General features: G+C 38.0%; 23 protein-coding genes. 9 read left to right on the top strand and 14 right to left on the bottom strand.

All coding sequences use genetic code 11. The features are described from left to right. Window positions 1-62: 62 nt before the first annotated feature. Both A9Y75_RS06925 and A9Y75_RS06920 read right to left on the bottom strand, forming a co-directional pair. A complete protein-coding gene (locus A9Y75_RS06925; RefSeq protein ID WP_071188763.1) occupies window positions 63-1,712 on the bottom strand; it encodes a serine/threonine-protein kinase in 1,650 nt (549 codons plus the stop codon). Window positions 1,713-1,845: 133 nt separating this feature from the next. After that, a complete protein-coding gene (locus A9Y75_RS06920) occupies window positions 1,846-3,843 on the bottom strand; it encodes a BamA/TamA family outer membrane protein (RefSeq protein ID WP_071188762.1) in 1,998 nt (665 codons plus the stop codon). Window positions 3,844-4,868: 1,025 nt separating this feature from the next. Here A9Y75_RS06920 and A9Y75_RS06910 point away from each other — a divergent pair. Beyond that, a complete protein-coding gene (locus tag A9Y75_RS06910) occupies window positions 4,869-6,272 on the top strand; it encodes a lipid-A-disaccharide synthase-related protein (RefSeq protein ID WP_071188760.1) in 1,404 nt (467 codons plus the stop codon). Here A9Y75_RS06910 and A9Y75_RS06905 read toward each other — a convergent pair. Then, window positions 6,241-6,963 carry a response regulator transcription factor gene (locus A9Y75_RS06905; RefSeq protein WP_071188759.1) on the bottom strand — a complete coding sequence of 241 codons (723 nt, stop codon included), beginning with the start codon at window positions 6,961-6,963 and terminating at the stop codon, window positions 6,241-6,243. The two genes, A9Y75_RS06910 and A9Y75_RS06905, sit on opposite strands and share 32 nt — an antisense overlap. Before the next feature lie 1,654 nt (window positions 6,964-8,617). On the opposite strand from A9Y75_RS06905, the gene A9Y75_RS06900 reads away from it, so the two are divergent. Both A9Y75_RS06900 and A9Y75_RS06895 read left to right on the top strand, forming a co-directional pair. Continuing rightward, window positions 8,618-9,952: an ATP-binding protein gene (locus A9Y75_RS06900; protein WP_071188758.1), complete on the top strand. Its 1,335-nt coding sequence runs from the start codon at window positions 8,618-8,620 to the stop codon at window positions 9,950-9,952. Window positions 9,953-9,996: 44 nt separating this feature from the next. Continuing rightward, a complete protein-coding gene (locus tag A9Y75_RS06895) occupies window positions 9,997-11,136 on the top strand; it encodes a hybrid sensor histidine kinase/response regulator (protein WP_071188757.1) in 1,140 nt (379 codons plus the stop codon). A 105-nt stretch (window positions 11,137-11,241) separates the two neighbouring features. Here the strand turns inward: A9Y75_RS06895 and A9Y75_RS06890 are convergent, their stop codons facing one another. Continuing rightward, window positions 11,242-11,697: a response regulator gene (locus A9Y75_RS06890; protein ID WP_071188756.1), complete on the bottom strand. Its 456-nt coding sequence runs from the start codon at window positions 11,695-11,697 to the stop codon at window positions 11,242-11,244. Between the two features lie 860 nt (window positions 11,698-12,557). On the opposite strand from A9Y75_RS06890, the gene A9Y75_RS06885 reads away from it, so the two are divergent. Next, the gene (locus A9Y75_RS06885) at window positions 12,558-13,760 is read left to right on the top strand and encodes an AAA family ATPase (RefSeq protein WP_071188755.1); all 1,203 of its coding nucleotides are present in this window, start codon (window positions 12,558-12,560) and stop codon (window positions 13,758-13,760) included. 205 nt (window positions 13,761-13,965) lie between these two features. Continuing rightward, window positions 13,966-14,376, top strand: coding sequence for a hypothetical protein (locus tag A9Y75_RS06880; RefSeq protein WP_071188754.1), 411 nt, complete (start codon window positions 13,966-13,968; stop codon window positions 14,374-14,376). Between the two features lie 138 nt (window positions 14,377-14,514). Here the strand turns inward: A9Y75_RS06880 and A9Y75_RS06875 are convergent, their stop codons facing one another. The 6 genes from A9Y75_RS06875 to A9Y75_RS06850 all read right to left on the bottom strand — a co-directional run bounded on the left by A9Y75_RS06875 (window position 14,515) and on the right by A9Y75_RS06850 (window position 20,179). Continuing rightward, window positions 14,515-15,282: a ChaB family protein gene (locus A9Y75_RS06875; protein WP_071188753.1), complete on the bottom strand. Its 768-nt coding sequence runs from the start codon at window positions 15,280-15,282 to the stop codon at window positions 14,515-14,517. Window positions 15,283-15,320: 38 nt separating this feature from the next. After that, a complete protein-coding gene (locus A9Y75_RS06870; RefSeq protein WP_071188752.1) occupies window positions 15,321-15,860 on the bottom strand; it encodes a Dps family protein in 540 nt (179 codons plus the stop codon). Window positions 15,861-16,196: 336 nt separating this feature from the next. Next, window positions 16,197-16,559, bottom strand: coding sequence for a hypothetical protein (locus A9Y75_RS06865; RefSeq protein ID WP_071188751.1), 363 nt, complete (start codon window positions 16,557-16,559; stop codon window positions 16,197-16,199). A gap of 240 nt (window positions 16,560-16,799) precedes the next feature. Continuing rightward, window positions 16,800-18,056 (bottom strand): ATP-binding protein, encoded by a 1,257-nt coding sequence (locus tag A9Y75_RS06860; protein WP_071188750.1) that lies wholly within the window; start codon window positions 18,054-18,056, stop codon window positions 16,800-16,802. Window positions 18,057-18,060: 4 nt separating this feature from the next. Next, entirely contained in the window at window positions 18,061-18,735 is a 675-nt protein-coding gene (locus A9Y75_RS06855; RefSeq protein WP_071188749.1) for a hypothetical protein, read from the bottom strand. After that, window positions 18,728-20,179 (bottom strand): ATP-binding protein, encoded by a 1,452-nt coding sequence (locus tag A9Y75_RS06850; RefSeq protein ID WP_236721344.1) that lies wholly within the window; start codon window positions 20,177-20,179, stop codon window positions 18,728-18,730. Before A9Y75_RS06850 ends, A9Y75_RS06855 begins: the two co-directional genes overlap by 8 nt. A gap of 399 nt (window positions 20,180-20,578) precedes the next feature. On the opposite strand from A9Y75_RS06850, the gene A9Y75_RS06845 reads away from it, so the two are divergent. The 3 genes from A9Y75_RS06845 to A9Y75_RS06835 all read left to right on the top strand — a co-directional run bounded on the left by A9Y75_RS06845 (window position 20,579) and on the right by A9Y75_RS06835 (window position 22,863). Continuing rightward, complete coding sequence (locus tag A9Y75_RS06845; protein ID WP_071188748.1) at window positions 20,579-20,821, top strand: hypothetical protein; 243 nt, start codon at window positions 20,579-20,581, stop codon at window positions 20,819-20,821. 329 nt (window positions 20,822-21,150) lie between these two features. Further along, on the top strand, window positions 21,151-21,996 hold the full coding sequence (locus A9Y75_RS06840; protein WP_071188747.1) for a polysaccharide deacetylase family protein: 846 nt from the start codon (window positions 21,151-21,153) through the stop codon (window positions 21,994-21,996). Window positions 21,997-22,011: 15 nt separating this feature from the next. Next, window positions 22,012-22,863 (top strand): polysaccharide deacetylase family protein, encoded by an 852-nt coding sequence (locus A9Y75_RS06835; RefSeq protein WP_071188746.1) that lies wholly within the window; start codon window positions 22,012-22,014, stop codon window positions 22,861-22,863. 7 nt (window positions 22,864-22,870) lie between these two features. On the opposite strand, the gene A9Y75_RS06830 is transcribed toward A9Y75_RS06835, so the two are convergent. From A9Y75_RS06830 to A9Y75_RS06820, 3 genes are all read right to left on the bottom strand, one after another. Continuing rightward, window positions 22,871-23,266, bottom strand: coding sequence for an alr0857 family protein (locus A9Y75_RS06830; RefSeq protein WP_071188745.1), 396 nt, complete (start codon window positions 23,264-23,266; stop codon window positions 22,871-22,873). Window positions 23,267-23,282: 16 nt separating this feature from the next. Next, on the bottom strand, window positions 23,283-23,801 hold the full coding sequence (locus A9Y75_RS06825) for an HNH endonuclease (RefSeq protein WP_177176123.1): 519 nt from the start codon (window positions 23,799-23,801) through the stop codon (window positions 23,283-23,285). 90 nt (window positions 23,802-23,891) lie between these two features. Next, window positions 23,892-24,131 carry a hypothetical protein gene (locus A9Y75_RS06820; RefSeq protein WP_236721343.1) on the bottom strand — a complete coding sequence of 80 codons (240 nt, stop codon included), beginning with the start codon at window positions 24,129-24,131 and terminating at the stop codon, window positions 23,892-23,894. An 83-nt stretch (window positions 24,132-24,214) separates the two neighbouring features. Here A9Y75_RS06820 and A9Y75_RS06815 point away from each other — a divergent pair, with 83 nt between their 5' ends. After that, entirely contained in the window at window positions 24,215-24,562 is a 348-nt protein-coding gene (locus A9Y75_RS06815; protein WP_071188742.1) for a hypothetical protein, read from the top strand. A gap of 96 nt (window positions 24,563-24,658) precedes the next feature. On the opposite strand, the gene A9Y75_RS06810 is transcribed toward A9Y75_RS06815, so the two are convergent. Further along, window positions 24,659-25,042, bottom strand: coding sequence for a hypothetical protein (locus A9Y75_RS06810; protein ID WP_071188741.1), 384 nt, complete (start codon window positions 25,040-25,042; stop codon window positions 24,659-24,661). Window positions 25,043-25,672 lie beyond the last annotated feature (630 nt).

The following is a 25,672-nucleotide window of genomic DNA, read 5'->3' as shown; positions in this document are numbered from 1 at the left end:
CTTATAATTTTTTGAAGTTGATGATCAGTAAAAGAACTAAACACAAGCCATTCTTAATTCCCCTAAGGAGTTGAATTTGTTTCTTGAGTTGGTACTACGACAGCAGAAGAATCTGAACTTTGAGATTCCTGTGGTTTTTCCGGTATAACTACAGAATTTTTAGGTTGTGGTGCGGGTGGTACGACAACAGAATTGTCTGGTTTTGCAGGTTGGGGTGAGTCGTTTTGGGGAATAGGAACTGGTGGGATATTTTCTGAGGCTTTTGTGGGAACAACTTCAGGAGATGACTTGGCTTCTCTGAGTTTCTCACTTAGGGATGGTGTGGGAGTAACAACAGGTGTAGATCTGCGTTGCTTAGTTTTACGAGGTGAGGATTCTGAAGAGTTATCTTGAGGTTGTTGAGATGAGGATTCTGAAGAATTATCTTGAGGTTGTTGAGATGAGGATTTTGAAGAACCACTACTACTATCAGGAGTTAGTTCTGGAGAAACCCGACGATTGCGCTTACGTCGTTCAAAAGTAGACAAAGATGCAGATTCACGTGGAGAATCAGTTCGATTATCTTGACTTTTAGGTGACTGTGGATTCTCAACTACAGGTTTTGGTGTAGCAACTTCAGCTTCTTGAGTAGGTTGCTCCCGTGGCTGAGGCGCTAATTGTGACTGCGATTGAGGTAACATTCTCGTCAAACTAAATGCTGCTGTTCCAGCGATTAAAAATGCTCCAATCCCGATAAATACTTTAGATACTCCTGCTTTTTTTGGTATTCCTGTGACTTCCCTGTTTGGTGATGGTGTGGAAAGAATAGTAGGTGCAGGTTGATTTACTAAATTTTCTGACTGTTGGGTAGATAAATCTATAGTTGGTGCGGGTTGAGTAAGTAATTGTTGTGTTATGTCTAATCCACTTCCAGGTAATATTTGCAGCCACTCTGCGACTGTGGGAGGACGAAAACGGGACTCAACCGCCATTCCACGCATGACAGCTTGATTAACAGCTGCACTCAAGTGAGGTTGCAGTTCACGAGGAGAAGGCATTGGTTCGCGATCGCGCAATAATGATGGTAAAGGAACTTGTCCTGTTAACAGTGCATACAAAGTTGCTGCTAAACCATAAACATCTGTCGCTGGTGTACGAGGTGCTTGGGTTAAATACTGTTCAATGGGTGCATAACCCTCACTAACTAAGCCTGTATGAGTTTGCCTAACACCGCTATTAAATTCCCTAGCGATGCCAAAATCAATTAGTACTACTTCTTGAGTTCCTTGGCGGAGGATAATATTATCAGGTTTAATATCCCGGTGCAGCAAACCATTTTTATGTACTATTTCTAACGCTGCGCCAATTTGGCGGATATAATGAATTGCTATTTCTTCTGAAAGCGGTATTCCTGGTAAAACAAACGCTTCACCTAAATTTTCCCCAGGAATATATTCCATCACCATGTAAGGTAGGCCATCCTCAACAAAAAAGTCACTAACCCTAACAATATTGGGATGGACACAAGAGGCTAATCTTTTGGCTTCGTCTTGGAATTGTAGCTCGAATTTGGGAAAATCAGAATGTTGTCGTAAACCTTCATTAATAGTCTTCATCACTACTTCTTGACCCAAATAGTGATGCATAGCTTTAAAAGTAATACCAAATCCCCCTTTCCCTATTTCCTGGATAATGGTATATTTTCCACTTTGCAAAATTGTACCTGTTAACATCGGGAATCTTGAGTCCTAAGTGAGCAGTTGACACTCCCCTAAACGGTTTTGTCTTTCTCATCATACATTCAAGAAGATTGGGGAGAGGGGGAGAATTGTCTATTCCCTGTTGAGAGTTAACTTTTCATAGTTCTTAAAACCTTTGACCTAAGCCAATATGCACTTGACTATCTCCTTGGTCATTAATGCCATAATCAGCCCGAATTAAGCCCAAAGGTGAGTCAACCCGCACTCCAGCACCATAACCAAAACCATTCCCCGGCTTACCACGTACACCCGCTGGATCTCCTAAAACTGTATCACCAGAACCTAAATCGGAAGCAAAGTCGGCAAATAGTACGCCTCCAGCAATGGGGAAAATGGGAAAGCGGTATTCAGCAGAAGCTAACACATAACTACGACCACTACCGACTTTTCCAGAATCATAGCCGCGCACTGAATTAGAACCACCCAAATTGAAGGTTTCATAAGGTGGTAAATCACCTACCACAGTACCAGCTTGTAAATTTAAAGCAAATACTTGTGGTTGTTTGGTGTTAAATAATTTAACGGGCAGATACTGACTATAATTGCCCCGGAGACGATTCATGGTAATTTGACCATGACCAACGGGAATAGATTGTTCGGTGCTAAAAGTTAGGATAGAACCTTGAGTAGGTTTAGCAGGGTGATCTCGTTCGTCTTTAGTGGCTGAAAAAGATACGGTAGTCAGGTCATCAATTCCACTTCCACTCAATGATAAAGGGTTATTGTTGGCATCTGTTGGGGTAATATTACCTTGGCGATCGCGAATAGTAGTACGAGTGTAGTTAAGTCCTAAAGAAGCGTCCCAACCATCAGTCTTCTGCTGAATACTCACACCACCGCCAATTCGTCCTTCGCGTACCTTATCATCATTTGCCAGCCTAATTTCATCATCAAAAGTATCAGAAAGTTCCCGCCGCCGGAAGGTCTTGATGTTGTATCCTAAGCGATTGGGTTCAGTTGCCCGATAGGGGCTGGTTAAATTACTATTAAACAGTACATCCTGTCTACCGACCTCAATATTGGCCGCCAAAGTATCATTAACACCGCCAACATTTTGATCTCTATAACTTAAGATCACTGACAGCCCATCATCAGCATTATAACCGCCGCCCAAGTTAACTGAACGCGCCCCAACTTCTTTGAGTTCGTATATCAAATCTAGTTTGGTTGCATCTCCTTCAAAAGCAACATTGACGCTTTGAAATAAACCCAATTTATATAAAGTTTGTACATCTTGCTGGGCTAAATTGTCTTGAAAGACTTTACCTGGTTTTAACTTCAGTTGTTGTTTGATAAAATCGGCTTTAGTACGTCCCTTGACTGGGTTGCCATTGCTATCAACGTTTTTTCCCTCGTCGTTCACAAAGCGAAATTTGATTTCACTTACCAAACCTTCAGCTACATTCACGGTGAGGATACCTTGGCGGTTGGGTTGAATAGATAGTACCCTGGCTAGGGTATAACCATTATCGGTATACCACTGGTTAATTTGTTTGACGGTTTGTTGCAGTCCAGCTGGACTAATATCTCTACCAATCTGAGATTGAAAACTTTCTAAGGCTACTTTATAGGTGAGAACCTTGGCACCAGATAGTTGCAGAGATTGGACTACTATAGGTTTGACTTGATATACTACATTCAAGCCTGTGGGCGTAATGCTGCTGTTGAAGGTAGCACTAGCAAATAAACCAGTATCTAAAATTGCTGTGACATCTGTTTGGAGTTGGTTTTGACTGGTATCCCCACCTATTTGGGTTTTAATAACTTTGCTAATTATCTGCTCTAATTCGGGAGTAGCTCCAATTATCTGGACATTAGTAGCAGTAACTACTAAGTTATTGTCTGTAGGCATATCATTGTTGACACCTTTTGACACAATCACTCGCTCAGGGGCAAATTCCATAGCAAATGTAGTTTCTGGAGATGCTACGGTTTCTACTGGTGTTGGCTCGGCTTCTACAAATGGTACTACTACCACATCTGTAGTTGTATGAGTTTGTTGCTCTTGATTTGTGGTTGCAGTAGGTGTAGCAGTTGCTTGCTGAGTGACATTACTAGCTGCTACAGTAGCTAATGTAAAAATTGCCGCAGAGGAAAGTCGCATAATTAGTATTGATTAACTTAATTAACTCAGTCAGCAGTCAATTGAAGAAGACACGGGGACGCGGGGACGCTCTTACACCCCATTTCTAAAGCCAGGGGATTTCAGCAAGGAATGTCTTTTTTCTTCTCCACGACTGTAGTCGGGGGCTTGAAACCATTTGCGTCGAACGTCGGACACAGGCGACTCTCCGCGTCTGGAATAGCTTTAAAAGTAATACCAAATCCCCCTTTCCCTATTTCCTGGATAATGGTATATTTTCCACTTTGCAAAATTGTACCTGTTAACATCGGGAATCTTGAGTCCTAAGTGAGCAGTTGACACTCCCCTAAACGGTTTTGTCTTTCTCATCATACATTTCTAAAGCCAGGGGATTTTAGGTGTAGCAGTTGCTTGCTGAGTGACATTACTAGCTGCTACAGTAGCTAATGTAAAAATTGCCGCAGAGGAAAGTCGCATAATTAGTATTGATTAACTTAATTAACTCAGTCAGCAGTCAATTGAAGAAGACACGGGGACGCGGGGACGCTCTTACACCCCATTTCTAAAGCCAGGGGATTTCAGCAAGGAATGTCTTTTTTCTTCTCCACGACTGTAGTCGGGGGCTTGAAACCATTTGCGTCGAACGTCGGACACAGGCGACTCTCCGCGTCTGGAGCGTCCTCTTCGGTCAACTACTGGGGATAATATGTAGTTCCCGTACCTGTAAATAAACAGACTATTAATTGTAATTTTTTGTTTCTCGTCAATTTCTAAGCTGTTGTGCAAGATGGTTGATGAGTATTTATATCTAGGAATTTTTACTACCTGAAATTTAGGTTTACTTGGTAATGGACAATACCTATTATTTCACATCTTGCACCTTCTCAATCAGGCTGGGTGGACAATGCCCTTGAACACGAAATCATCAGGTTTTTAGACTTTTATAGGACTTACTCATTGACAAAATTCATAAAATATGGATTCCTGTAAACAAGACACAAAAGTTTAAAATTTAAATCTAAAATTTAAATAAAATTTCCAATTGTATGCGTGATTTATCCCCATTAACCCAGGTTGCAGACTCGGTAGCTACTAGGTCTCCTTTGCAGTTACTAGTTTTAAGTAATGGTCATGGAGAAGATATTATTGCTGTCCGCATTTTGCAGGAACTGCAACAACTCTCTTCCCCACCAGATATCTTTGCTTTACCTATAGTGGGTGAAGGACGTGCTTACCAACAGTTGAATATTCCTTGTATTGGTTCGGTGCAGACTATGCCTTCTGGTGGTTTTATTTATATGGATAGTCGCCAATTGATGCGAGATGTCCGTGGCGGTTTAGTGCAACTGACTTGGAACCAAATTCTAGCTGTTCGCCGTTGGGTGAGTTATCAAACGAAGTTAGGTAATAAAAAAGCTATCTTAGCAGTGGGAGATATTGTACCGCTGTTGTTTGCCGCCATAAGTGGTGCTAATTATGCTTTTATTGGCACGGCAAAATCTGAATATTATGTCAGGGATGAGGTGGGTTTATTAACCAGAAAGTCAAAATCGGCACGCTGGGAAAACTTTTCTGGTTCCATTTACCATCCTTGGGAAAGGTGGTTGATGAGTCGTCGTCGTTGTCGTGCGGTGTTTCCTAGAGATGCGCTGACTACAGAAATTTTAAAAAAATGGCCAATTCCAGCTTTTGATTTGGGTAATCCGATGATGGACGGTTTGGAGCCGACTTTTAGCACTCAAAAATTTTATGCGGCTGATGCTGAAGAGGAGGAGCGAGTTCGTCCTTTGATTGTGACTCTGCTTCCTGGTTCCCGTGAACCAGAGGCTTATAGTAACTGGGAAATAATGATGATTGCTGTATCTGGGTTGGTGGCTAGTTTTCGAGAGCGAGATTCTATTTTTCCATCTACTGGGACTGTGATTTTTTTAGGTGCGATCGCTCCTGGGTTGGATTGTCATATTTTATCCCAAAGTTTGCAAATCCAAGGTTGGCGTTCCTGTCCCGAATCTCCTGTCCAACTTTCTGATGCTAATATTTTGACTTTTAAACAAAGAAATGCGTACTTAGTTCTGAGCCAACAAGCTTATAATGACTGCTTACATTTGGGAGATTTAGCGATCGCAATGGCAGGGACAGCAACGGAACAATTTGTTGGTTTAGGCAAACCTGCGATCGCCATTCCAGGCAATGGTCCACAATATAACCCTGCTTTTGCTGAGGCTCAAAGTCGTCTTTTAGGAGCTTCTTTGATTTTAGTAGACCAACCAGCACAAGTTGCCCAAGCAGTAAAATCCCTGCTCAAAAATCCCGACAGTTTACAAATAATTGCTGAAAACGGTGTTCAGCGAATGGGTCGGTCAGGTGCAGCAAAACGTATTGCCGAATGTTTACAAGATCGATTGGGAAAAAATAATCTTAACCGACTAACCCAGAACGTAAGGCTCTAACAGCAGCTTGCGTGCGATCGTCCGCACAGAGTTTATTCAAAATGTTACGAACATGAGTTTTGACCGTACCTACTGTGATGTAGAGTTTTTCCGCAATTTGTCCATTACTACAACCAGCAACAATCAACTCTAAAATTTCCAATTCCCGTTGAGTCAAGGGGTAGGTTTCCAAAACTTGCTCGTATTCGGTAGCCAGAGCCTCAATTTTTACAGTCTTTGGCTTATCAGATGATTGGCTATCACCTGGTATCCCCTGACGCATCTTTCGTAACACCACATTGGCAATGGCAGGATCGATCCAAGAGTTACCACCATAAGTCGCTTGTATCGCCTCAGTCAATTTACTGATGCTTGTCTCCTTCATATAATAAGAATCTGCTCCAGCGGCAAAAGCAGCCAGTACAGCGTCTTCGGTGTGATCCATTGTCAAAATGAGAATTTTCGTGTTTGTCTGTCCAGTTTCTGCCTGGTAGCGTTTAAACTTGCGGGTTAGTTCAATACCATCCATATCTGGCAACCCAATGTCCACTACAGCCACATCTGGCTTAGTAGTTTCTAAAAGTTTTAATCCTTGAGTTGCATTTGCCGCTTCACCAACAACTCTTAAGCCGCTGTTTGACTGCAATGCAGCCCTTAGTCCCATGCGGGTTAAATCATGATCTTCAATTAAAACAATACTAATTTCACTCATTTTTACACTCAACCCTTTATCTGACTACTTTTCCAAAGTTTAAGACTTTAGTGTAAGTGTTGGCTTTAATTTCCCCAAACCAAAGGTAGATGATATTTTGGCTGTCCTGCATCCATCGATAGAGATAATAAATTTACCTTTTTTATGTAAGATGAAAGTAAAAATCTAACTACGGGTATATAGCTATTCGGCAAAAAAAGGTGAAGTATTGATGAGAAGAATGCTGAATCATATTATCTATTGATAATGACTCAGGTCTTACCAGTCAACATTCTTCCTGAATTTTATTACCTGCCAGCATTGGGGAAAGCTGCCAAAAATCTACAAATTAGCACAACCTAAAGTGACTTGATAAACAAGTCAGGAATTTTCAAAAGCCCTCTTGAGCTAGATGGTTCAATTCATAAAGTTAATGGAGCCATATGTCATATTCATAAAACTCATCTCCTTTCAACGCTCACTTTTTGATTATAGGTGTGGATTCCCAAAATTGGTTATTTACAAAACGATGTTAGATTTAACTTTTTTTCGGCAGTTTTCCATCTTTTGCTATTATCTTTCTTTCCACGTAGAACAAGAACAGCATGATTGTGTTCTACCTAAAAAAGTGAGATAAAACCAGAAAATCAAGACATACTGCTGCTCTAACTTTAAAAAAACAAATCTAAAAAATTAATTTTTTAAAATCATGGGTGAGCAAACATTCATTATTCAGCATTTAGCAAAATTCTGCTCAATAAAACGGGAGTATCTCAATTTTGCAAAAACACAAAATAATCATCTAAAAAATCTCTTCTGCCTTCTTCCTTTCCTTCTGTCCCGTAAGGGATACGCGCTCTTTGCTTCTTCTGTCTGAGAAGCTGCGCGTTAGCGGAGCTTATGCCTACGGCACGCTTTGCGAACGCTTTAGCGATACGCGTCTTTGCAGTTCGTTTATTTCATGCCTGGTATTGAGTTAGAAGCTTAGATAAAAATAAACTTACACATTGGGGATGCTCCCAATAAAACTGCTCAAGCTCTTGATACACAATATTTGTATGCAACTCTCACTAATGACTGAGGACGGCGAATCACCTACTCATTTACAATTATATTGAGATGAGTAAAGTACTTGATTTACTGTATATCAATTCTGCTTAATTTAGTAGATAATGATTTTGATATGCATCATTACTTATGGCGCGTAAGTTATGAGTAATCAAATGGTATTAATTGTACTTTAACCACAAAGGAAAAGAGTAGAATTAAATAAACGGATTTACAAGAAAATATCAAATATTCTCTTTAAATGCCAGTAAAAGAACGTAAAATTGTTTAAAATAGTATAAACCAAGGATGAAAAAGTTCATGTGATAATTCTAAATTAGATATTGTATAAAATCACTGAATTGCTGACTAGAAATAGGATTCGCATTTGATTTTTATGAGCTTAACCTCTGTTCTGCGGTTAAAGGACTCAGTACCCTGATTACCAATTAAGAGTTAAGAGCATCCATAAGTAACTAAGGCTACGCCATACCAGCTATTAGTAATCAAAACGGGTTTCTATAGATATTAAAGGCTCAGAATCAACAGGGGTAAATGTTGTATTTGCATAGCTTGAAAACATAAATCCTGTACATCAACCTGTATTGGACAGCGAAAATAAAAACCAATGGAAGAGACGCTGAAAATCTTGGTTGTAAATGATGATGAAGTAGATCGCATAGCAGTAAGTCTAGCTCTGAATAAAGCAGAGATTAACATAGAACTGCATAAAGTCAGTGAAATTAACAAGGCACTTACTGTTCTCAAAAATACTACATTTGACTGCGTTTTATTTGATAATTATTTACCAGATCAAGATGGATTAAATTCAATTTACAAGCTACGTTCTTCAGAAATTAAAGTTCCTGTAGTCATTCTCTTGGATCAAGGAAATGAACAAATAGCTGTGGAGTTAATAAAAGCAGGTGCTACAGACTATATCCTTAAGTCTAAACTATCTTCAGAAATATTGGCACAAACTTTGCGGAATGCAATTAGGTTATACCGTGTTGAAATGGAGGCAGCTTTAGCAAATCAAAAGCTAAAAGAAAGTTATGAGCAACTGCTTCATAAGAACCAAGAATTGGAGAGACAAAGACAACAAATTCAGCTACAAAATTTAAAACTCTTGGAAGCATCGCGGCTAAAGTCACAATTTTTAGCGACGATATCTCATGAGTTGCGAACACCAATGAATGCAATTATTGGTTTTTCACAAATGTTGTTACGTCCCAAATTTGCTCAACTGACTAATCAGCAAGCAGATATGGTAGAGCGTATCCTCAATAATGGTAAGCATTTGCTGATGTTGCTCAATGAAGTGCTGGACTTTTCCAAACTAGAGTCTGGGACATTAGATCTAAAACCGGAAATATTTGACTTATCCAAAATAGTTAATAAGACGGTAGAAGAAATACGTTCTTTAGCTGAAGCCAAAAAATTATCGCTGGTAGTAAAAACAGATTTACAGAATACGTTAGTGTTTAATGATCCAGTACGAGTACATCAGATTGTCATTAATCTACTATCCAATGCAGTTAAGTTTACAGAAAATGGAGGTATTTGGGTAGAAGTCGCAGAAACTCCTAACAATAGCGTCACTATTAGTATTCGGGATACAGGAATTGGCATTTCTGCTGGAGACTTTGAAAATATTTTTGAAGCATTTCGGCAAATAGATCAAGGTATCAGCCGCAAATATCCTGGAACTGGTTTGGGTTTAGCAATTACTGATTCATTGGTACAAATGATGGGAGGAGAAATATTTCTCGAAAGTCAATTAGAGGTAGGTTCAATATTCAGAATTGAATTACCACGTCAAGTAATATTAGCGCCGAGGTTAGCAGATAGTTCGAGTTTAAATTTTGGCGGCAATAGTTTGTATCTTTCTCATAATAATAATCCCCAATTTCCATCTAATTTTAGTAAATATTCTCTGGGATATCCTTATCTAAAACCATAATTAAATTAGATATTTTAGTTCCTTTACCAAGAAGTTAAAAAGCCATGTCTGTTGTCAAAAATGATAAAATTGACCGAATCCTCGCTGTTGATGATACTAGAGATAATCTAATTTTAGTACAAACCATTTTAGAGAGTGAGGGGTATAAAATTGATTTAGCAGTAGATGGTGCAACTGCTTTACAAAAAGTGGCACAATCTCCACCTCATTTGATTCTTCTAGATGTAATGATGCCCGGAATGGATGGTTATGAAGTTACACGTAAAATTCGTAATAATCCTGATTTTGGCTATATTCCGATTTTGTTGATCACAGCCTTTCACGAATCTAGTGTTGTTGAAGGATTGGATGTTGGGGCTGATGATTTTATTCGTAAACCCTTTGATACAGAGGAACTACTAGCTAGAGTGCGATCGCTCCTTCGTCTCAAGCACAGTATAGACGAACAACAAAAAATGACACGCCAACGAGAAGATTTTGTTTCTCGTCTAACTCATGATTTACGAACACCTCTAGTAGCTTCTGATCGAATGCTGACTTTGTTTCAACAAGAAACTTTCTGCAAGATTTCTCCAGAAATGAAACAAGCGATCGCTGTGATGATTCGCAGTAACCAAAATTTAATGGAGATGGTTAATACTCTACTAGAAGTGTATCGCTTTGAGGCCGGAAAAAAGACTTTAAATTTGCAAAAATGTGACGTAAAAGAAATAGCTGAAGAAGTAGTCAGTGAACTAAATCTTCTTGCTAAGGAGAAAGATTTGTCTCTGAAATTAGATACTCATCAGTTAAATCAAAAAAGCGATGATGCTGGTTTTACTATTGGTGATAGACTCGAACTCAGAAGAGTTTTAAATAACTTAATTGGTAATGCGATTAAGTTTACAGATAAAGGCAGCATAGAGATTCGCATTTCTGAAAATTTACCTAATACTGCTGATCAAACTGAAATTATCATTGAAGTTGCCGATACAGGTTATGGAATTGCACCTGAAGATCAAGCAACTATTTTTGAGAGATTTCGTCAAGGGAGAAATAAAAGATCAGGTAGTGGTTTAGGACTGCATTTATCACGCTGCCTCATAGAAGCACACGGTGGAACCATCGAACTGTCGTCAGAATTAGGTAAAGGTAGTGTGTTCACAGTTCGACTACCAAAAAAACTGGATTTATGTGATATGTAGTGACCATTTTTGAAAGTTAATTTTGAAAGTTAACTTTGAAAGTTAACTTTGAAAGTTAAAAGTTTAACATTCAATTCTCCAAAAAGGTTTGTACAACATGAATAACTATTCTTGACATACTTCAAAAACTGAATGTGGCTGCAATTTTTTATGTAGCAAACGACAAATCATCACTTCTAAATCTTCCAGCATATAGGGTTTACTAATATAGTCATTAAAACCCGCTTTCAGGAAGCGCTCTTCCTGATCTCTACCAGCTAAAGCAGTGACTGCAACTACTGGAATGTCCCAAGTTAGTGGTTCACGCTTTAAAGATCGCATCACATCCAGACCACTAAGCACAGGTAATAGAATATCTAATAAAATTAAGTCTGGCTGATAATTTTTGGCTACTAGTAGAGTGCTAGAACTATCCGATTGACAGATAAAATTGCACCCAAGTGTTTCTAGAGCATAACTCAGTAGCAGTAGACTGTCATCATGATCTTCAACAACTAAAATCAAAGGTTTCTGAGAAGTTTGCTTTTTTTCATCACTCATGAATGAATTTGCCAGATACATCTCTTATCCAGAAGATTATATTGGAATACATCATTTTTCTCATATAAATAAACGACATATCCCGCGAGTCATCAGATAAAGTTTAATCTGGTTGATCTCGTGTTCTATTTGAGTTCAGTGGAAAAGTTTTACCCATCTTAAAAAACAGGAAAATTTCAAACTCAATAAATTTAGTATACACCTCTTGATTATATGCAAAATTACAGAATATTTTCGTCATAACTTTATGATAACTTTACATAAAGTAAATCACCCTTGTTTCCGTAATATCCGAGTAATTATGGTAATTATTAGAATAAGGATAAATATTGCTTATAGGTTATCTGAATTAGTCAATTTATCAATAACTTAGCTGATACTTGCTCAAATTTAACTATTTTAAACATAATACTTGACATGGACTTATTTTTGTATTACGTTGTAATATAGAAGTGTAGTGATAATTAATGCAAAAAAATTTTCATGTTAACAGTGACTTAATTATGTAAAGTTATGTTATTTACTATTATTGCCCTTTTCAGAAGTTCAGATAAATTACTGCATTTTACCACTTGCGTACCTTTGTGTAATACTTACAGCAGATTGCCAGTTGCAGGAAGTATAAACTGAAAACCAAAATATGCCTCTAAGGTAGCTGCCGCAGGTATACGCTACGCTATTAAAAGATCAAGCAGCTTTCACTTTACAGACGTTCCACCGGAACTGGCTCTTGAATTCTGCTGATACAGATGACTTTCCTTTAAATAATAAACTCTTTGGCTCTGGCAACTTGCGCCCAGGTAGTTTATAGTACGAGAAAAGTTTTGTATAATCTCCTGCGTCAGCAGCAAATAATTTGACTTTCCTAAATCACATAAAATATGGAATTTGATTATTTCCGAAACAACGACGGTAATTCTACGAATAACAACCGCCAAAATCTACTCTCTGCTGGTTGGCGGCCATTTCACCGTGACTTTGATTGGGACTATCTGTGGCAAGTAGTCTCTCATGATACTGAGGAATTAACCCAGAAAAGTATTAATCTGGCTAGTTATTATGCTGATGCTTTAGCTAGAAAAGATTATGCTTGGTGGGCAAATATATTGAATCTAGCTTCTGACTATACTCGTGGTGAATTACAGAAATATTGGAATTTCATTACACCAGAACCATTAACACCAGATTATCGCTATAAAGATGTTTTAAGTACAGAAACGCCTATTGTACAATTTGTCAGTCGTAACAGTATTCCCATTGATTACGTACTCAATCTTTTGCAAGAAATTACTGTTTTGCGAGTTTTGCGCTTATTGGAACGCCCTGATATTATTACCCAATATTATTCAGAGAGAGATTTTTATTTTCCAGTCGAGAAATTTGTGAATTGGGAACGTTTGGATGTATTAAATACTGTTTATGCTTATTGGGCTAAAGATGATATTTGGCTGCAAATTGATCCCTATGATCGTGGACGGAGACAATATACATTAATGTCGCAAAATCTGGCATCTTTAATTAATAAAGCCACTTATGATTTAGCTGTGATGTTGAGTGGATATCAAAGTCGTGTAGGTAAGGTTCACAGTCAATTTCCTATTCGGACATTTCCCAAAAATATTCAAGATTTCAGTGATTTAGTTCAGCAAGCGATTCTCAATCAAAACCAATTAGCAGTTGTAGTACATGGAGAACCAGGCACAGGTAAAACGGCATGGACACAATCAGTAGCCAAGGAAATTCTTGTACCTTTAGGGTATGTAATTTTTATTTTGGATCATGATGCTATCACCAACTTTGTTCCGCCAACTTACTTAGAAAAAATTTGTATTATTATCAATGAAGCTGATAACTTAGCGCAAGATCGGGCTTCAGAAGTAGCACAATATAATAACAAAACTGAACATATTTTGGCGTTGCTAGATGGCACTTTGTACCAGAGTGTTATTGACGAATCTGGAGTGCAGATAAAACAGTGTTTGGTGGTATTGATGACTTGTAACACCACGGAAAGATTAGATCCAGCTATGTTACGTAAAGGCAGAGTAGATTTGATGTGTGAGTTTACTGAGCGTTTTGTTTAAAAAATCAGTTATCAGTAATGGTGATGATTACAGTTGCATTAGCCTGAATAGGAAAACAAATTTTCTCAATTTAATCTCAATTTAATCTCAATCGAAATATTACAGCACTTCCCGATGTTATAAGGTACAAGAACCCCACCCCCAACCCCCTCCCCGCAAGCGATGAGGGGGCTAAGATGTACCTCATAAGAGCGGAAACCGCTGTATGAATCCACAATCTCCCTTGCATTTAACTAAAGGGGCTATTCTGCGTTTAAGCCTGTTATTTTTGGCAATGCTTGGGTTTGTTTTGTGGTTAAATCAGTCTGGTTCAATGGAAAATGCCCAACTTTTAGAAACTCTTTACCGTCAGGGAAATTACATTGAGGCAGTATTATGGGGTTTATTTGCCTTGGGATTTATAGTATATAGCTACAAAAGAGATTCCCTCATTGCTAAACGCAAAAATCAAATTACTGCGGTGATTTTTCTGTTGTTCGGGTTATCTGATATTGTTGAAGTTCAAACTGGAGGATGGTGGAAACCTTGGTGGTTGTTCCTCTGGAAAGCAAGTTGTGTGTTAGGTTTTATGGTTTGCTTTTGGGATTATTTGAAAACTCATCGTTCCCAAAGATGATTATAGCTGTTCTCCGTAGAAATTAAAACAAACCCTCTCCTTAACTAGAAGAGGGATGTAATTTAGGACGTTCTTGAGATTTTATGTAATGTCCAAAATCGTCCTGGAATCTTACTATTCATCAAGAAAAATAACAACTTAAGCAATCACCTTTGCTTTTGACCAAACACCGTTCTCATCTTCATCAAATTGTTCACGAACAGCACTCCAGGCCGATTGTTCAGCGGTAAACTCGTCATTTGTTTCATTAAGTACGACGTTATAGCGCTCAATAAATAGTCCTTGGGCTTCTTTTGAAAGATGAGTGCGAACTTCTGGAGCTAAATCATCTGGGCTGTTACATCGGCCAGGACAAGGATGATCCAAGGCTTTATCAATAGTGTGAATTTCTTCACCACCAGCGCTTTCAAATAGTAATTGATATTCACCAGTGCGATCGCTCGCAATTTCCGCCATCAATAAAAATTCCCCAGCTTCTAAGCGGGTTTGATAAATAGTAGCTTTGTCTTCAGGCATTCCCAAAGTAGTGAGAACTGATACTAAACCCGCACCTGCACTACCTGCGATCGCACCACTAGCAGCCCCCAACAACACTGCACCAATTGGTCCTGCTGCCACAACCGGTCCCACAAAGGGAATAAACAAGACACCAACACCCGTCAATAAACTCAGGAAAGAACCAAACAAAGAACCAAAAATTGCTCCTGTTTTCAAACCTCCCAGAATCACATCTTTCTTAGTCAGAAAACCAGAAATTCTTGTTTCTGACTGGAAATTTCTGCCCATCACCGAAATATAATCCTTGGGTACGCCTCTATCTAGCAAACGGCGAATTACATCATCAATTTGCTTTTGTTCTTTAAATACAGCCGAGATAGTGCGTTCAGCTTTATATCCTTCTGCCACTTGTATACTCCTTCATTTTTTGTGTTGACAATTCTCGACTACACACCCACTGGGCTTTTAGTTTCTGTAGGTTGATGTTTACCGTCTGGTTGCAGCGCCTCTCCTTCAATAAATGAGCGCAACATCCAAGCCATTTGCTCATGTTCTTCCATAAGATTAGTCAAAAAGTCAGCAGTTCCCTGATCATGAAACTCATCACTACACTGATCCACATGGTCTCTTAAATTGCGAATAATCTGCTCATGATCTTTAACCAATCGAGCTACCATCCCCGTGGCCAAGGGAATTTTATCAGCCTGTTCTTTGAGAGTAGCAACTTTGAGAAATCCCTCCATTGTGCCAATGGGATAACAACCCAAAGCCCGAATTCTTTCAGCCAATTTATCAATATTTTCGGTCAGTGCGTTATAGTGTTCTTCCCAAAGCTGGTGCAGAGTACGGAACTGAGGACCGACAACATCCCAATGATACTTTTTAGTTTTTACTAGCAATACATAAGAATCTGCTAAATCTTGATTCAGCAAATTCATAACACCGTGACGCTGTTCATCTGTCAAACCAATATTTATCTTATTCATCGTCTTCCTTTCCTACCTTTACTTACTTATATAAGTTCACAAAATATAGACATAATCCACATCGCTCTAAAGGAATAAAAGGAAATTAACTATGGAAATTAACTATAGCACTTGAATGATATAAATTATAGTCCCCTCCACGAAACAGCGGGGAGGGGGTTGGGGGTGGGGTTTTTGTATCTCACTCAACCGATAACCGCTATATTCATTCTTGATATTTTTTTAATTAATGACTATTAATTATCTATAAATCTAAAACTAAATAACACAAAATAGGATCAATTTATAATACTTACATTACTCATTGATCCTGCCCCAAATTATGAATAATTGTTACTAATCCTTGCCTGTAACTTTTTCCAAAAATCCTTTTACTTCCTGTTCTACTGAAGTTGCACTTTGTGAATTTGCGGGAGTCTTCATCTTGTCAATATCAGCGTCTCCCTGAACTTCGTTAAGTCCTCTCTTTGTTTTTTCTTGAGTTTCTTTCAGTCCTATTGGTGGAGCTTTAGCCGCTTCATCAGTTTTGCGTTGAGTTTCCAGCAATTGTGTTGTACCTTCTGTGGTATCACTTTGATAACTACTGATAGCTAAAGCAGGAAAAGCATTAAATAAAAATATGAAGCCACAAGCAAAAGCCACAATTATAAATCTAGATGCTAACTCAAATCTAGATATAGCGAAGTCAAGAATCTTCATTTGAAATTTTCCACTCTATTCTGTACTTTCATCCTAGTGAGGTTAAACATTTTTTGAATCAATCTTCAGAGAGAATTTGCTTTAATTTTGAATTGGATAAAATCACTCTTTAGATATAAAACAAGACTGATAGCTCATATATTGCACCATGATCCTTGCCGCAAAATCATGATTTATAACCCTGAGAATTTCTTGTTAAAGGGCATTATCCACCCAATACTTGTCGGTTAGTGCATACCGCTATATCTTGTTGACAGCATCACGAAAACTAGAATGATAAAAGCCGTAGAAAATATTCCCTGAGATAGATTGCAGATTTAAAAACTCTACCCAATTTTCTAACAATTCTTCAATTTCATATTCATCTGTATCTAGAATTTCCGCTATAGCAGCAACAGATATAGGTTGTGTTTGCTGCGCTAAAACTTTCAACACCGCTAGGGGGAAATCTTCACCTGTGGAGGGGAGCATTTTTTGTAAATGCTGTTGGTAATAAGATTCTAAACCAGGAGGTAGAGATGTTTCTAACTGGGAAGGTTCGCTATAGAAACCGTCAGCAATAGCAGCTAAAACTTGACTCACATACATGAAATTATTTTCGCTGCGGTTGGTTAAATTAGAAATAAATTCGGCTTCATTTATTTGGTGAGTATTTAACCAAGATTTGAGAATTGACCTCTCCCCCAACCCCTCTCCTGCGAGGAGAGGGGAGTTAGAAGCGTCCTGTTCCCCCATTCCCTTGTAGGGAAGGGGGGTTAGGGGGGTTAGGTTTCTCCTAATATAATTTTGAATATCTTGTTTATTTTCCTCTGGATAATCTGCTAAATTCAAACTTTGCATCGGCGCTTCAATTAATAAACCAGAATTATCTGATAAAAACGGACGACGGGAAAGGAGAAAATAAACCCCTTGGGGAATGTAGCGGGGAAGATAAAAAATATTTGTTCCTGGTGGTTGTAAATTGCGGTTGATGCAATTTAACCCGTCAATAGCAATAATTAATTTTTGATTTGGTTGACTTGTTTGATTTAGTTGTAAACTGTCGCTGATTTGTTGCAGCAACAACGATAAAAACCAACTTCCCTCTGTAGCGTTATCGGGAAGAACCCCCCTTTCCCCTATAAACAGGGGGATGTTTGTGGATGTTTTCTCCCTCCTCGCTTGCGGGGAGGGTTGGGGAGGGGTGATATCTAATAATTGCTGACAGACAAATCTTAAAAACTCCTCAGCGTGATTTTTCCCCTCTAACTCCGCGTTGTAATAAATCACATGAGGATTTTCCTGAATATATTTAGCAATCATCGCACTTTTACCGCTACCCGGTGCGCCGATAATCGTAAAATAACCCCGGTTATAGCGGTGGAGAAAATTATTAATAGCAGTGAAAACGAAATCACGACCGATAAAATTCGCGCTTTTGGTGTTAATAACTTCCGTGAATTGTTGCTGAGTATCCAGGTAATTATTAACAGTTGGTGGTCTGGGTGTGGAGTTCATAAATTCACTCTCCCGCATTTTCCAACTTTAAAAAATGTACCATTCCCGAACTGTTACCCGCAACAATTGTTAACTTATCTGGTGCAACTGCACAGGAATAGATGGGATATTCACCTGTAAAAGTAGCTATTTCTTCCCCTGTCTCTAAATTCCACACCTTCACAGTTTTGTCCCAAGAACCAGAAATCACCCGTGTTCCGTCTGCTGTCACTGCTACTGCTAGTACCAAACTACTATGACCTGAAAGGGTGCGGAGTAACCTTCCTCCTGCTTGGGTGAGACTGGGGGTGAGGGGACGCAACCAAGGGAGAGGGTGAGTTTTTTGTGCTTTGGTTAATAGTGTTTGAATTTCTGGGGTTTTGATGGTTTGTAACCTTCCCCATAATTGACTTACTATTTGTTGTTTATCCTGGGTGACAATATGTGCAGACAGTCGCAAAGCACTTTGAATATATTTTAAGGTTTTGCTTTTGTCTGGTTGGGTTGCGGTTTGGGTATCATCTAATAAATCATAATCTTCAATTAATGTTTGGATACCAAATTCAGGATGATTGATCTTGTTAGATATGAATTGATAATCTGTGAGGATTTGGTAATATATGGTTAAATTTTCAGGTTTACCAGAATTAACAAAGTGATAAGGCTTTCTCAAATAAATATGAAAATCCCATTTATCCATGATTATTTTCTATGTTTTCGTAATAGGTAAGAATTTTTTGATTTACTTCCTGAAGAAGTTGTTTGCGTTTTTCTAGGTTCAGTTCTTTTTTCGGTTTCAAAAAATTTAAAAAGCTGGCATGATAGATGCTGTAACAGTCATATCCATCTTCAGTCCGTTTTCTCAAATATTCAATCCATTCATCTAAAATTTTCTCTACCTCATATTCATCTTGTTCTGCAATAGCAGCAATTTTCTCACAGGGTATCGGTTTAGCAAATTCGACTAAAATATATAGAACAATGACTTTCATTTTTTGAGCTTCATCATTCATTTTCATCCGTTCCCAATGTTTTACATAATATTCATGCAAACCTTGGGGTAATTTGGTTAAATTCAAATCATTATATTTACCCTCTGCTATTGCTGGTAAAACATAGCGCAGGTACATAAAATTATTTTCGCTCTTGGTTGCTAATTCATTTACAAAAGCGTCGGGAGTGATATTTTTGTTTTCTATCCAATTTTGTAATCCGGTTTTATGTTCTGGATCATTGTTTAAACATAAACGAATATACTCTTGAATGTCTTTTGCATTTTCTGAATCATACTTTTTATCAGTTAAATCTAATTCTTCTTGTTTTACACCTTCTGTATAAAGTCGTTTTTTACTGGGTTCATAGCGTCGTCGTGTCAGCAAGAAATAAACATTATCTGGTAGGGTTTTGGGTAAAAATAAAATATTTTCTGCTCCTGCTTCTTGGTCTACTTCATCTAACGCATCAACGACAATGATTAATTTTTCATTCTCGCTGAGTTTTTCGGTAGCTTTTACCAGTAATGTTGATAAATCTGCATTTTCAACATTTGCTAATTGGTGGCGGTTAATCAGTTGTTTACGAATGCTTTCCAGGAATAATTCTGGACGATTACGACCATCTACTAAGACGTTAAAATAACAAATTGCGTTATTTTCAGAAACGTATTTTGCAGCGATGGTACTTTTACCCATCCCCGCATCACCGATTACTGTAAAATAGCCTTTTTTATTTGTGTTGATAAAGGTTTCAAAGGCAGTAAATACAAATCTGCGACCGCAGAAGGATTGGATTTTTTCGTCAATTAATGATTGAAATTCTGGTGAGATAGATTTATCATGATTAGGGTTTTTAATTATATCATTTGATTGAGATTGATGATATTTCTGTTTTAAATATTTCCGTAATATTTCAAATTTACCTGCTCCTTGTTGCATTCCCAGTTCGGGACAGACAGACTGGAAGTTTTTATAAATCTCTTTTAGACGACTTTTAACAGTAGCTTCGGTAATGCTTAATTTTAAACTGAGTTGTGTTTGATTAATTTGTGTATCTTGGTCAGGTAGTGCAGTTAATAAGGTTGTTTTTTCTTCAACAGATAAACCTTGAATATCTGCTTGTTTGTTAAGAAAATCTTGCCAAGTCATGGATGTTGTTTAGATTTTAGTAAGGATTATAACTGATTTTTGGTAAAAATAGTCTGGTTAATGTTTTTTAACCGTCATTTTTCGATTTGCATTATAAACCGCCTGGGAATTAATTCCCAGTCTCATAGCGAAAGTCCACTAAAGTGGACTAAAAGATTGTTCCGGTGGTTTCAGGATAAATTGTACTCTAGAAATGCCATGATTGAGATTGGTTGATTAGATAAAATCAAATATCTATACTTTTAATATACCTTGAATATACTTTGCATATACTTCATTTATATCTACTTCTAATATACCTATTTCTATACATTAACTCAACTTCATTTCCTCAAATTGGTGACAAGATAAAAATATGTAAATGACCGAACAATTCAAAAACAAAAGGCAGCAAAGACCATGAAACAACAAATTAAGGAAGAATTACTACGCCAAGCAAAGTTAACTTTTAATGTCGCTTTATGTGTTTCCGCCGCTTCAGCTATGATGACATTATTTGGCGTAGGTTTAATCTATTTCAACAAAGTATCAGAAGCTAGTTTAACCGCAGGTGGTGGCGCTTTGGCAACTATGACCAGCTTGAATCTTGCTAAACAAGCTAAGGATGAATTATGCGAAATGATTGAGGAGGATGAAGACTAAAATTAGTATAGGTAAAGTAAAGTCCCAGAAGCCAGGGAATAAATTAAGAGTCTTATAGCTTAAGTCGGTTTTAACCGACTATTTTTTTGGCTTAATGGATTCTATTTCAAGAATAAATTTTGATTTTTAGTTAAAAAGAGTGCGTTTTAACGCACTTTAGCTATTAGACCGGAAATTGATTTCCGGGCGGGTCTGGAAACAAACAGATAAGACATTTTTGGGTTCATTTGATACCAATGAAACCCCTACCCCAAATTTAGATTTTCTGTTAAAACTGTAAAAGTTCAAATTCCCATGCTGTGAAATCTATCTATCGTAGATAAAACATTATGTCTCACAATTCTAATTCCACCAACAACCACAACCACACAATAAAAATAATTGCTGTCACCACCATAGCATTATCTATAACTGCTTGTAATAATAACCAAAATACACCACAATTAAAAACAAATAGCGAACCCTTAAAAGTTGCCATTCCTGAAAATCAAGGAAATACAAAATCACAACCACCTGCTAAAATCAAAAACTTGAATTTTACCGTTCCTGCTAAATTTCAAGGAAAGACAGTTTATAAAGTTGAACCCAAAAACAACGAGAAAGTTATTGCTTTAACAATTGATGATGGACCCTGGCCAAAAACTACAGTAGAAATGTTAGATATCCTCAAACAAAATGACGTGAAAGCCACATTCTTTTGGGTAGGAAGTTCCTTAAAAAATCATCCCGAAATAGCCAAAAGAGTTGTAGCTGAAGGTCACGCTATTGGTAATCATACATGGAATCATTTATATAAACGCATGGATGCAGCTACAGCTAAAAATGAAATTGAAAAAACAAATGAATTAATCTATCAAACAACAGGTGTCAAAACATCTATTTTCCGTCCCCCCGGAGGCTATTTAAACAACGGATTAGCTGCTTATGCTAAAAGTCAAAAAAACTCTGTTGTCATGTGGTCAGTGACCTCAGCAGACACCGATCCTCGTGCCAAATATCAAGTATTTGTTAAAAATGTTCTCAGAGATGCTAAACCCGGCGCAATTGTGTTAATGCACGATGGTGGAGGAAATCGTGAAAGAACTGTCAAAGCTTTACCAGAAATCATCACTGGACTGAAACAAAAAGGTTATAGATTTGTTACAATGCCTGAATTATTAGAAATGGAACAATAGACAACACAGAAGTTTATGCCCAAAGATAATTTTTACTTTAAAAATAAACGCAAAAAAATACAAAATATTATTCCTGCTGTCGTGATCATTCTCTTGATTATCGCTGGAATAATCATAGTTCCGAAAATCCCAGAAATCTCTCTCACTAATCTCAATGCAATTCCAGTAACTCCCCCACCATGTCAACTTAATGAACAATTACAGCCACCACCTAACACCGTCAATATAACTTTTAACATCCCACCTAAATCTCAATCTAAAATCTTTCGTCGAGTAAAACCCAAGAATAATGAAAAAGTTATTGCTTTAACTATTGATGATGGTCCCTGGCCAAAAACCACCGTAGCAATGTTAGATATTTTCAAACAAAATGATGTGAAAGCCACATTTTTTTGGGTAGGAACTTCTTTAAAAAATAATCCTGAAATTGCCAAACAAGTTGTAGCCGCAGGTCACGCTATTGGTAATCATACCTGGACTCATTCCACTAAACCCATGAATCCCATCACAGCTAAAAACGAAATTGAATGTACCGCTCAACTTATTTACACAACTACAGGAGTGAAAACATCCTTATTTCGTCCTGCTGGTGGTAGATTAAATAACGGATTATCCGCTTACGCCAAAACTCAAAACTATGCAATTTTTAAATGGTCTGTAAATTCAGGTGATACTAATTCATCTGACCCACAATTTATTGTTAATAATGTTCTCAAAGGTGCTAAACCAGGTGCTATTGTCTTAATGCATGATGGTCGGGGCAATCGCACCAAAACAGTCAAAGCCTTGCCAGAAATCATCAACAGACTCAAACAGCAAGGCTACCGATTTGTCACACTTCCTGAATTGTTAAAAATGCAACAATAACCGTTAATCAACATTCAGCACTTTTAACAGAAGCATCAACTTGAGACTCATGCCAAAGTTTATGTAAAAAGAACTCAGTCTGATAGCTCATCGTAGTTACAAATACACCTACAGCATCATCAGTACCATCTGATAACCAAGAACCTTGGAGCGTTACTTCCAGATACTCAGCATCACCAGTACACAGCGCTATGATTTCACCATCATTTCGTTGCACTTCAGTCTTCAGCCTTTCTACTCCCGGTAAATCAACAGGAAGCAAAAAGGAAGCTGTACTAGGTTCACAGCATAGAGGTTGACCAACCCGTAGTGCCAAAATCACTCTTTGCGCTACCCATTCCTCTATTGACAGAGTAAGACACTCTAAAAAAAAGCTCCCTTCGGTGTAAGTTAATTTAAGCATTTCCTATGCTCTCCTGTTATTCCAGGTTTGCTTGTAGATCAACCCAAAACTTTTCCGCAAAAGAAACAGCTGGGTGAATTGGTGGTTTTGGCTTGCTCCGCAGTAGCATACCAACTTCAGCTGGAGTCTTATCGCCTTTACGAGAGTTACATCTTTCACAAGCTGTGACTACGTTATCCCAGGTATGTAGACCGCCTTTAGAGCGCGGAATCACATGATCTAGCGTTAGATGTTTCTTGCTACCGCAATATTGACAATTATGGTGATCTCGTCGCAGCACTTCCCGCCGATTGACTGGGGGAACTTTCCACATCCGTTCAGCAGCAGCAATTTTTAGGCGGATGTGCTTGGGTACAGAAATTACCAAGCTAGGTGAGTGAATTAACCAGCCGTCTTCTGTGGAAAAATCCACCGGTTCTGCCTTATTGGTCACTAACAACACAATCGCTCGCTTGATATTTACCCGACACAGTGGCAAGTAATTTTGAGAAAACACCACTACGGATTGCTCTAACATTCGCATTGCGCTCGTCACAGCCTGACTCCTTATTAAAAAACCCCCACTTCTGATTTAGATGAAGCGGGGGTTAGAAATTGACCTGATGGCTTTCTGGTCTTATTGTGGTCAAGCATTTCTTCGCTTGTACCTCCCGCTTCTTACATCTAGTTCTGGTTTGCTATTCAGCAAATTTAGGCTGATATATCTAGGATCATAATAAAAATCATCATTACCCTCTGTGTTTTGCCCTTGATGCTGGCTATCGGCGTTTATAGATAAATACTCCACTTCCGCAGCACCAAATTCCCAACTGCCAGGGAATTGGGCGACACGCGAAGAAGTAGAGATAGGGTAAATGGATTTCACGGAAAATTTCACCTATTGAACATTTCTTTAAACATACTACACTTGTATTACTATCCTGTCTATAGTTATAAGGAGAAAAAATCATGCAGACCATCGCACGTACCTCAACCACCGATATGGAAGTCACCAGCATCCGCTTGGAGCGGGAACTTAAAGATAAACTCAAAGAGATAGCTGGCAATCAGGGATATCAAGCTTTGATTCGAGATGTCCTCTGGAATTATGTACAGCAAAAATCAGGTGAGTGGAAACCGCGATTTTCACGCGCAGATATTCGAGCCAGTATTCCAGCTACCGCACAGCAAGAAGAGCGATGTGTACTTACAGGTACATCAATTCAACCTCAACAGCCGATGTTATTGGGATTAACAAGGAATGGCGATATGGTTCCTCTGAGTGTCGAGAGTCTAGCAATCAATAACACATATTAAATAATTCGTAATTCGTAATAGATTCATTAATGCTAGGGGCGGAATTTCCCCGCCCTTGATTGTATTGCTATTTTTAAAAGACGAATCCTGACAGCCCTAATTTTTGCCCATTTTTTCTATTTTCTCCATCACTCCTAATTTCATTAAAGATTTAACTAATAAATATAGACAAAAACCACCTACACAAAAAATCGCTATTGCCCAATTATTATACTTAATGATCGTCAAAATTAATCCCGTCAACATACTAAAGCCTGTTAAACAAGCATAAATTAATGTTTTGACTGCTAGATAAATTCGTCTTAATATGCGATCGCTTTCAACATTTTTAACTCTTAATTGTAACTCTCCCCTTTCAACTCTTTCTTCTAATTTTTTAACTAAAACTTCTGTTTTATTCGGTTTTGTCAGTTGATATTGGAGAAAATCCCTTGCTTGTTTGCTTAATTGGGCAAGCGCATTTCCTCTACCTTTTGTCATTGCCAGACTTTTTATAAATGCTTGGGATGATGCTGTAGGATTATACTTTTGACTTGTGACTTTTGACTTCCGCCCTGCGGTACTAGTGCATTAGTCTTATTTTTCGGTAAAAGGGAACTCTTCACGAGCAACTAGGGACAAAAAACCCACGGATTTTCCTACTTAGGAGGGAATAAGGAAATTTTAAAATTAGCTGCTTTTATTTCCTGTTCCCCGCAGTATGTTGACAATCTCTCGGTCTCTAACCGGGAGATTTTTTCATAGCACCTCACGAGATTTGAGAAACTCAGACACTTTATTGCTGCTGGTAATTAAAGCTACAAATAAATCTCCGTGTGTGTTCATTTGTATCAACCTTAAAGTGAAACGGTATCAGGTGACGTATAAATAGACATCTGATATCATGTTTGCTAGAGTAGTTATGATTCCACCATCTGTGCAGACAGCAAAAAAACCTCTTTTCCCTTGTTGTCTCAGTGTTTAAACGATGACGATATTAAACCCGCTGCTTCCTCTTGAAGCAATCAACTTGATTCAGTACTTACATAGTTATTCAGTACTTCTATACTCAGCATTAATGCGGCTGATCTTCAAAATAGTTTTTATTTAACTCTAGAGAAATTACGGTTT

This window comes from Trichormus sp. NMC-1 (assembly GCF_001858025.1).
Classification (GTDB): domain Bacteria; phylum Cyanobacteriota; class Cyanobacteriia; order Cyanobacteriales; family Nostocaceae; genus Anabaena.
The sequence above is the reverse complement of the archived record's forward strand: the minus strand, read 5'-3'. Positions and strand labels throughout refer to the sequence as shown.

Excerpts from the sequence above, each read along its gene's own strand:
- A9Y75_RS06925 (WP_071188763.1), bottom strand. The coding sequence starts at position 1,712 with ATGTTAACAGGTACAATTTTGCAAAGTGGAAAATATACCATTATCCAG.
- A9Y75_RS06920 (WP_071188762.1), bottom strand. The coding sequence starts at position 3,843 with ATGCGACTTTCCTCTGCGGCAATTTTTACATTAGCTACTGTAGCAGCT.
- A9Y75_RS06910 (WP_071188760.1), top strand. The coding sequence starts at position 4,869 with ATGCGTGATTTATCCCCATTAACCCAGGTTGCAGACTCGGTAGCTACT.
- A9Y75_RS06905 (WP_071188759.1), bottom strand. The coding sequence starts at position 6,963 with ATGAGTGAAATTAGTATTGTTTTAATTGAAGATCATGATTTAACCCGC.
- A9Y75_RS06900 (WP_071188758.1), top strand. The coding sequence starts at position 8,618 with ATGGAAGAGACGCTGAAAATCTTGGTTGTAAATGATGATGAAGTAGAT.
- A9Y75_RS06895 (WP_071188757.1), top strand. The coding sequence starts at position 9,997 with ATGTCTGTTGTCAAAAATGATAAAATTGACCGAATCCTCGCTGTTGAT.
- A9Y75_RS06890 (WP_071188756.1), bottom strand. The coding sequence starts at position 11,697 with ATGTATCTGGCAAATTCATTCATGAGTGATGAAAAAAAGCAAACTTCT.
- A9Y75_RS06885 (WP_071188755.1), top strand. The coding sequence starts at position 12,558 with ATGGAATTTGATTATTTCCGAAACAACGACGGTAATTCTACGAATAAC.
- A9Y75_RS06880 (WP_071188754.1), top strand. The coding sequence starts at position 13,966 with ATGAATCCACAATCTCCCTTGCATTTAACTAAAGGGGCTATTCTGCGT.
- A9Y75_RS06870 (WP_071188752.1), bottom strand. The coding sequence starts at position 15,860 with ATGAATAAGATAAATATTGGTTTGACAGATGAACAGCGTCACGGTGTT.
- A9Y75_RS06865 (WP_071188751.1), bottom strand. The coding sequence starts at position 16,559 with ATGAAGATTCTTGACTTCGCTATATCTAGATTTGAGTTAGCATCTAGA.
- A9Y75_RS06860 (WP_071188750.1), bottom strand. The coding sequence starts at position 18,056 with ATGAACTCCACACCCAGACCACCAACTGTTAATAATTACCTGGATACT.
- A9Y75_RS06855 (WP_071188749.1), bottom strand. The coding sequence starts at position 18,735 with ATGGATAAATGGGATTTTCATATTTATTTGAGAAAGCCTTATCACTTT.
- A9Y75_RS06850 (WP_236721344.1), bottom strand. The coding sequence starts at position 20,179 with ATGACTTGGCAAGATTTTCTTAACAAACAAGCAGATATTCAAGGTTTA.
- A9Y75_RS06845 (WP_071188748.1), top strand. The coding sequence starts at position 20,579 with ATGAAACAACAAATTAAGGAAGAATTACTACGCCAAGCAAAGTTAACT.
- A9Y75_RS06840 (WP_071188747.1), top strand. The coding sequence starts at position 21,151 with ATGTCTCACAATTCTAATTCCACCAACAACCACAACCACACAATAAAA.
- A9Y75_RS06835 (WP_071188746.1), top strand. The coding sequence starts at position 22,012 with ATGCCCAAAGATAATTTTTACTTTAAAAATAAACGCAAAAAAATACAA.
- A9Y75_RS06830 (WP_071188745.1), bottom strand. The coding sequence starts at position 23,266 with ATGCTTAAATTAACTTACACCGAAGGGAGCTTTTTTTTAGAGTGTCTT.
- A9Y75_RS06815 (WP_071188742.1), top strand. The coding sequence starts at position 24,215 with ATGCAGACCATCGCACGTACCTCAACCACCGATATGGAAGTCACCAGC.
- A9Y75_RS06810 (WP_071188741.1), bottom strand. The coding sequence starts at position 25,042 with ATGACAAAAGGTAGAGGAAATGCGCTTGCCCAATTAAGCAAACAAGCA.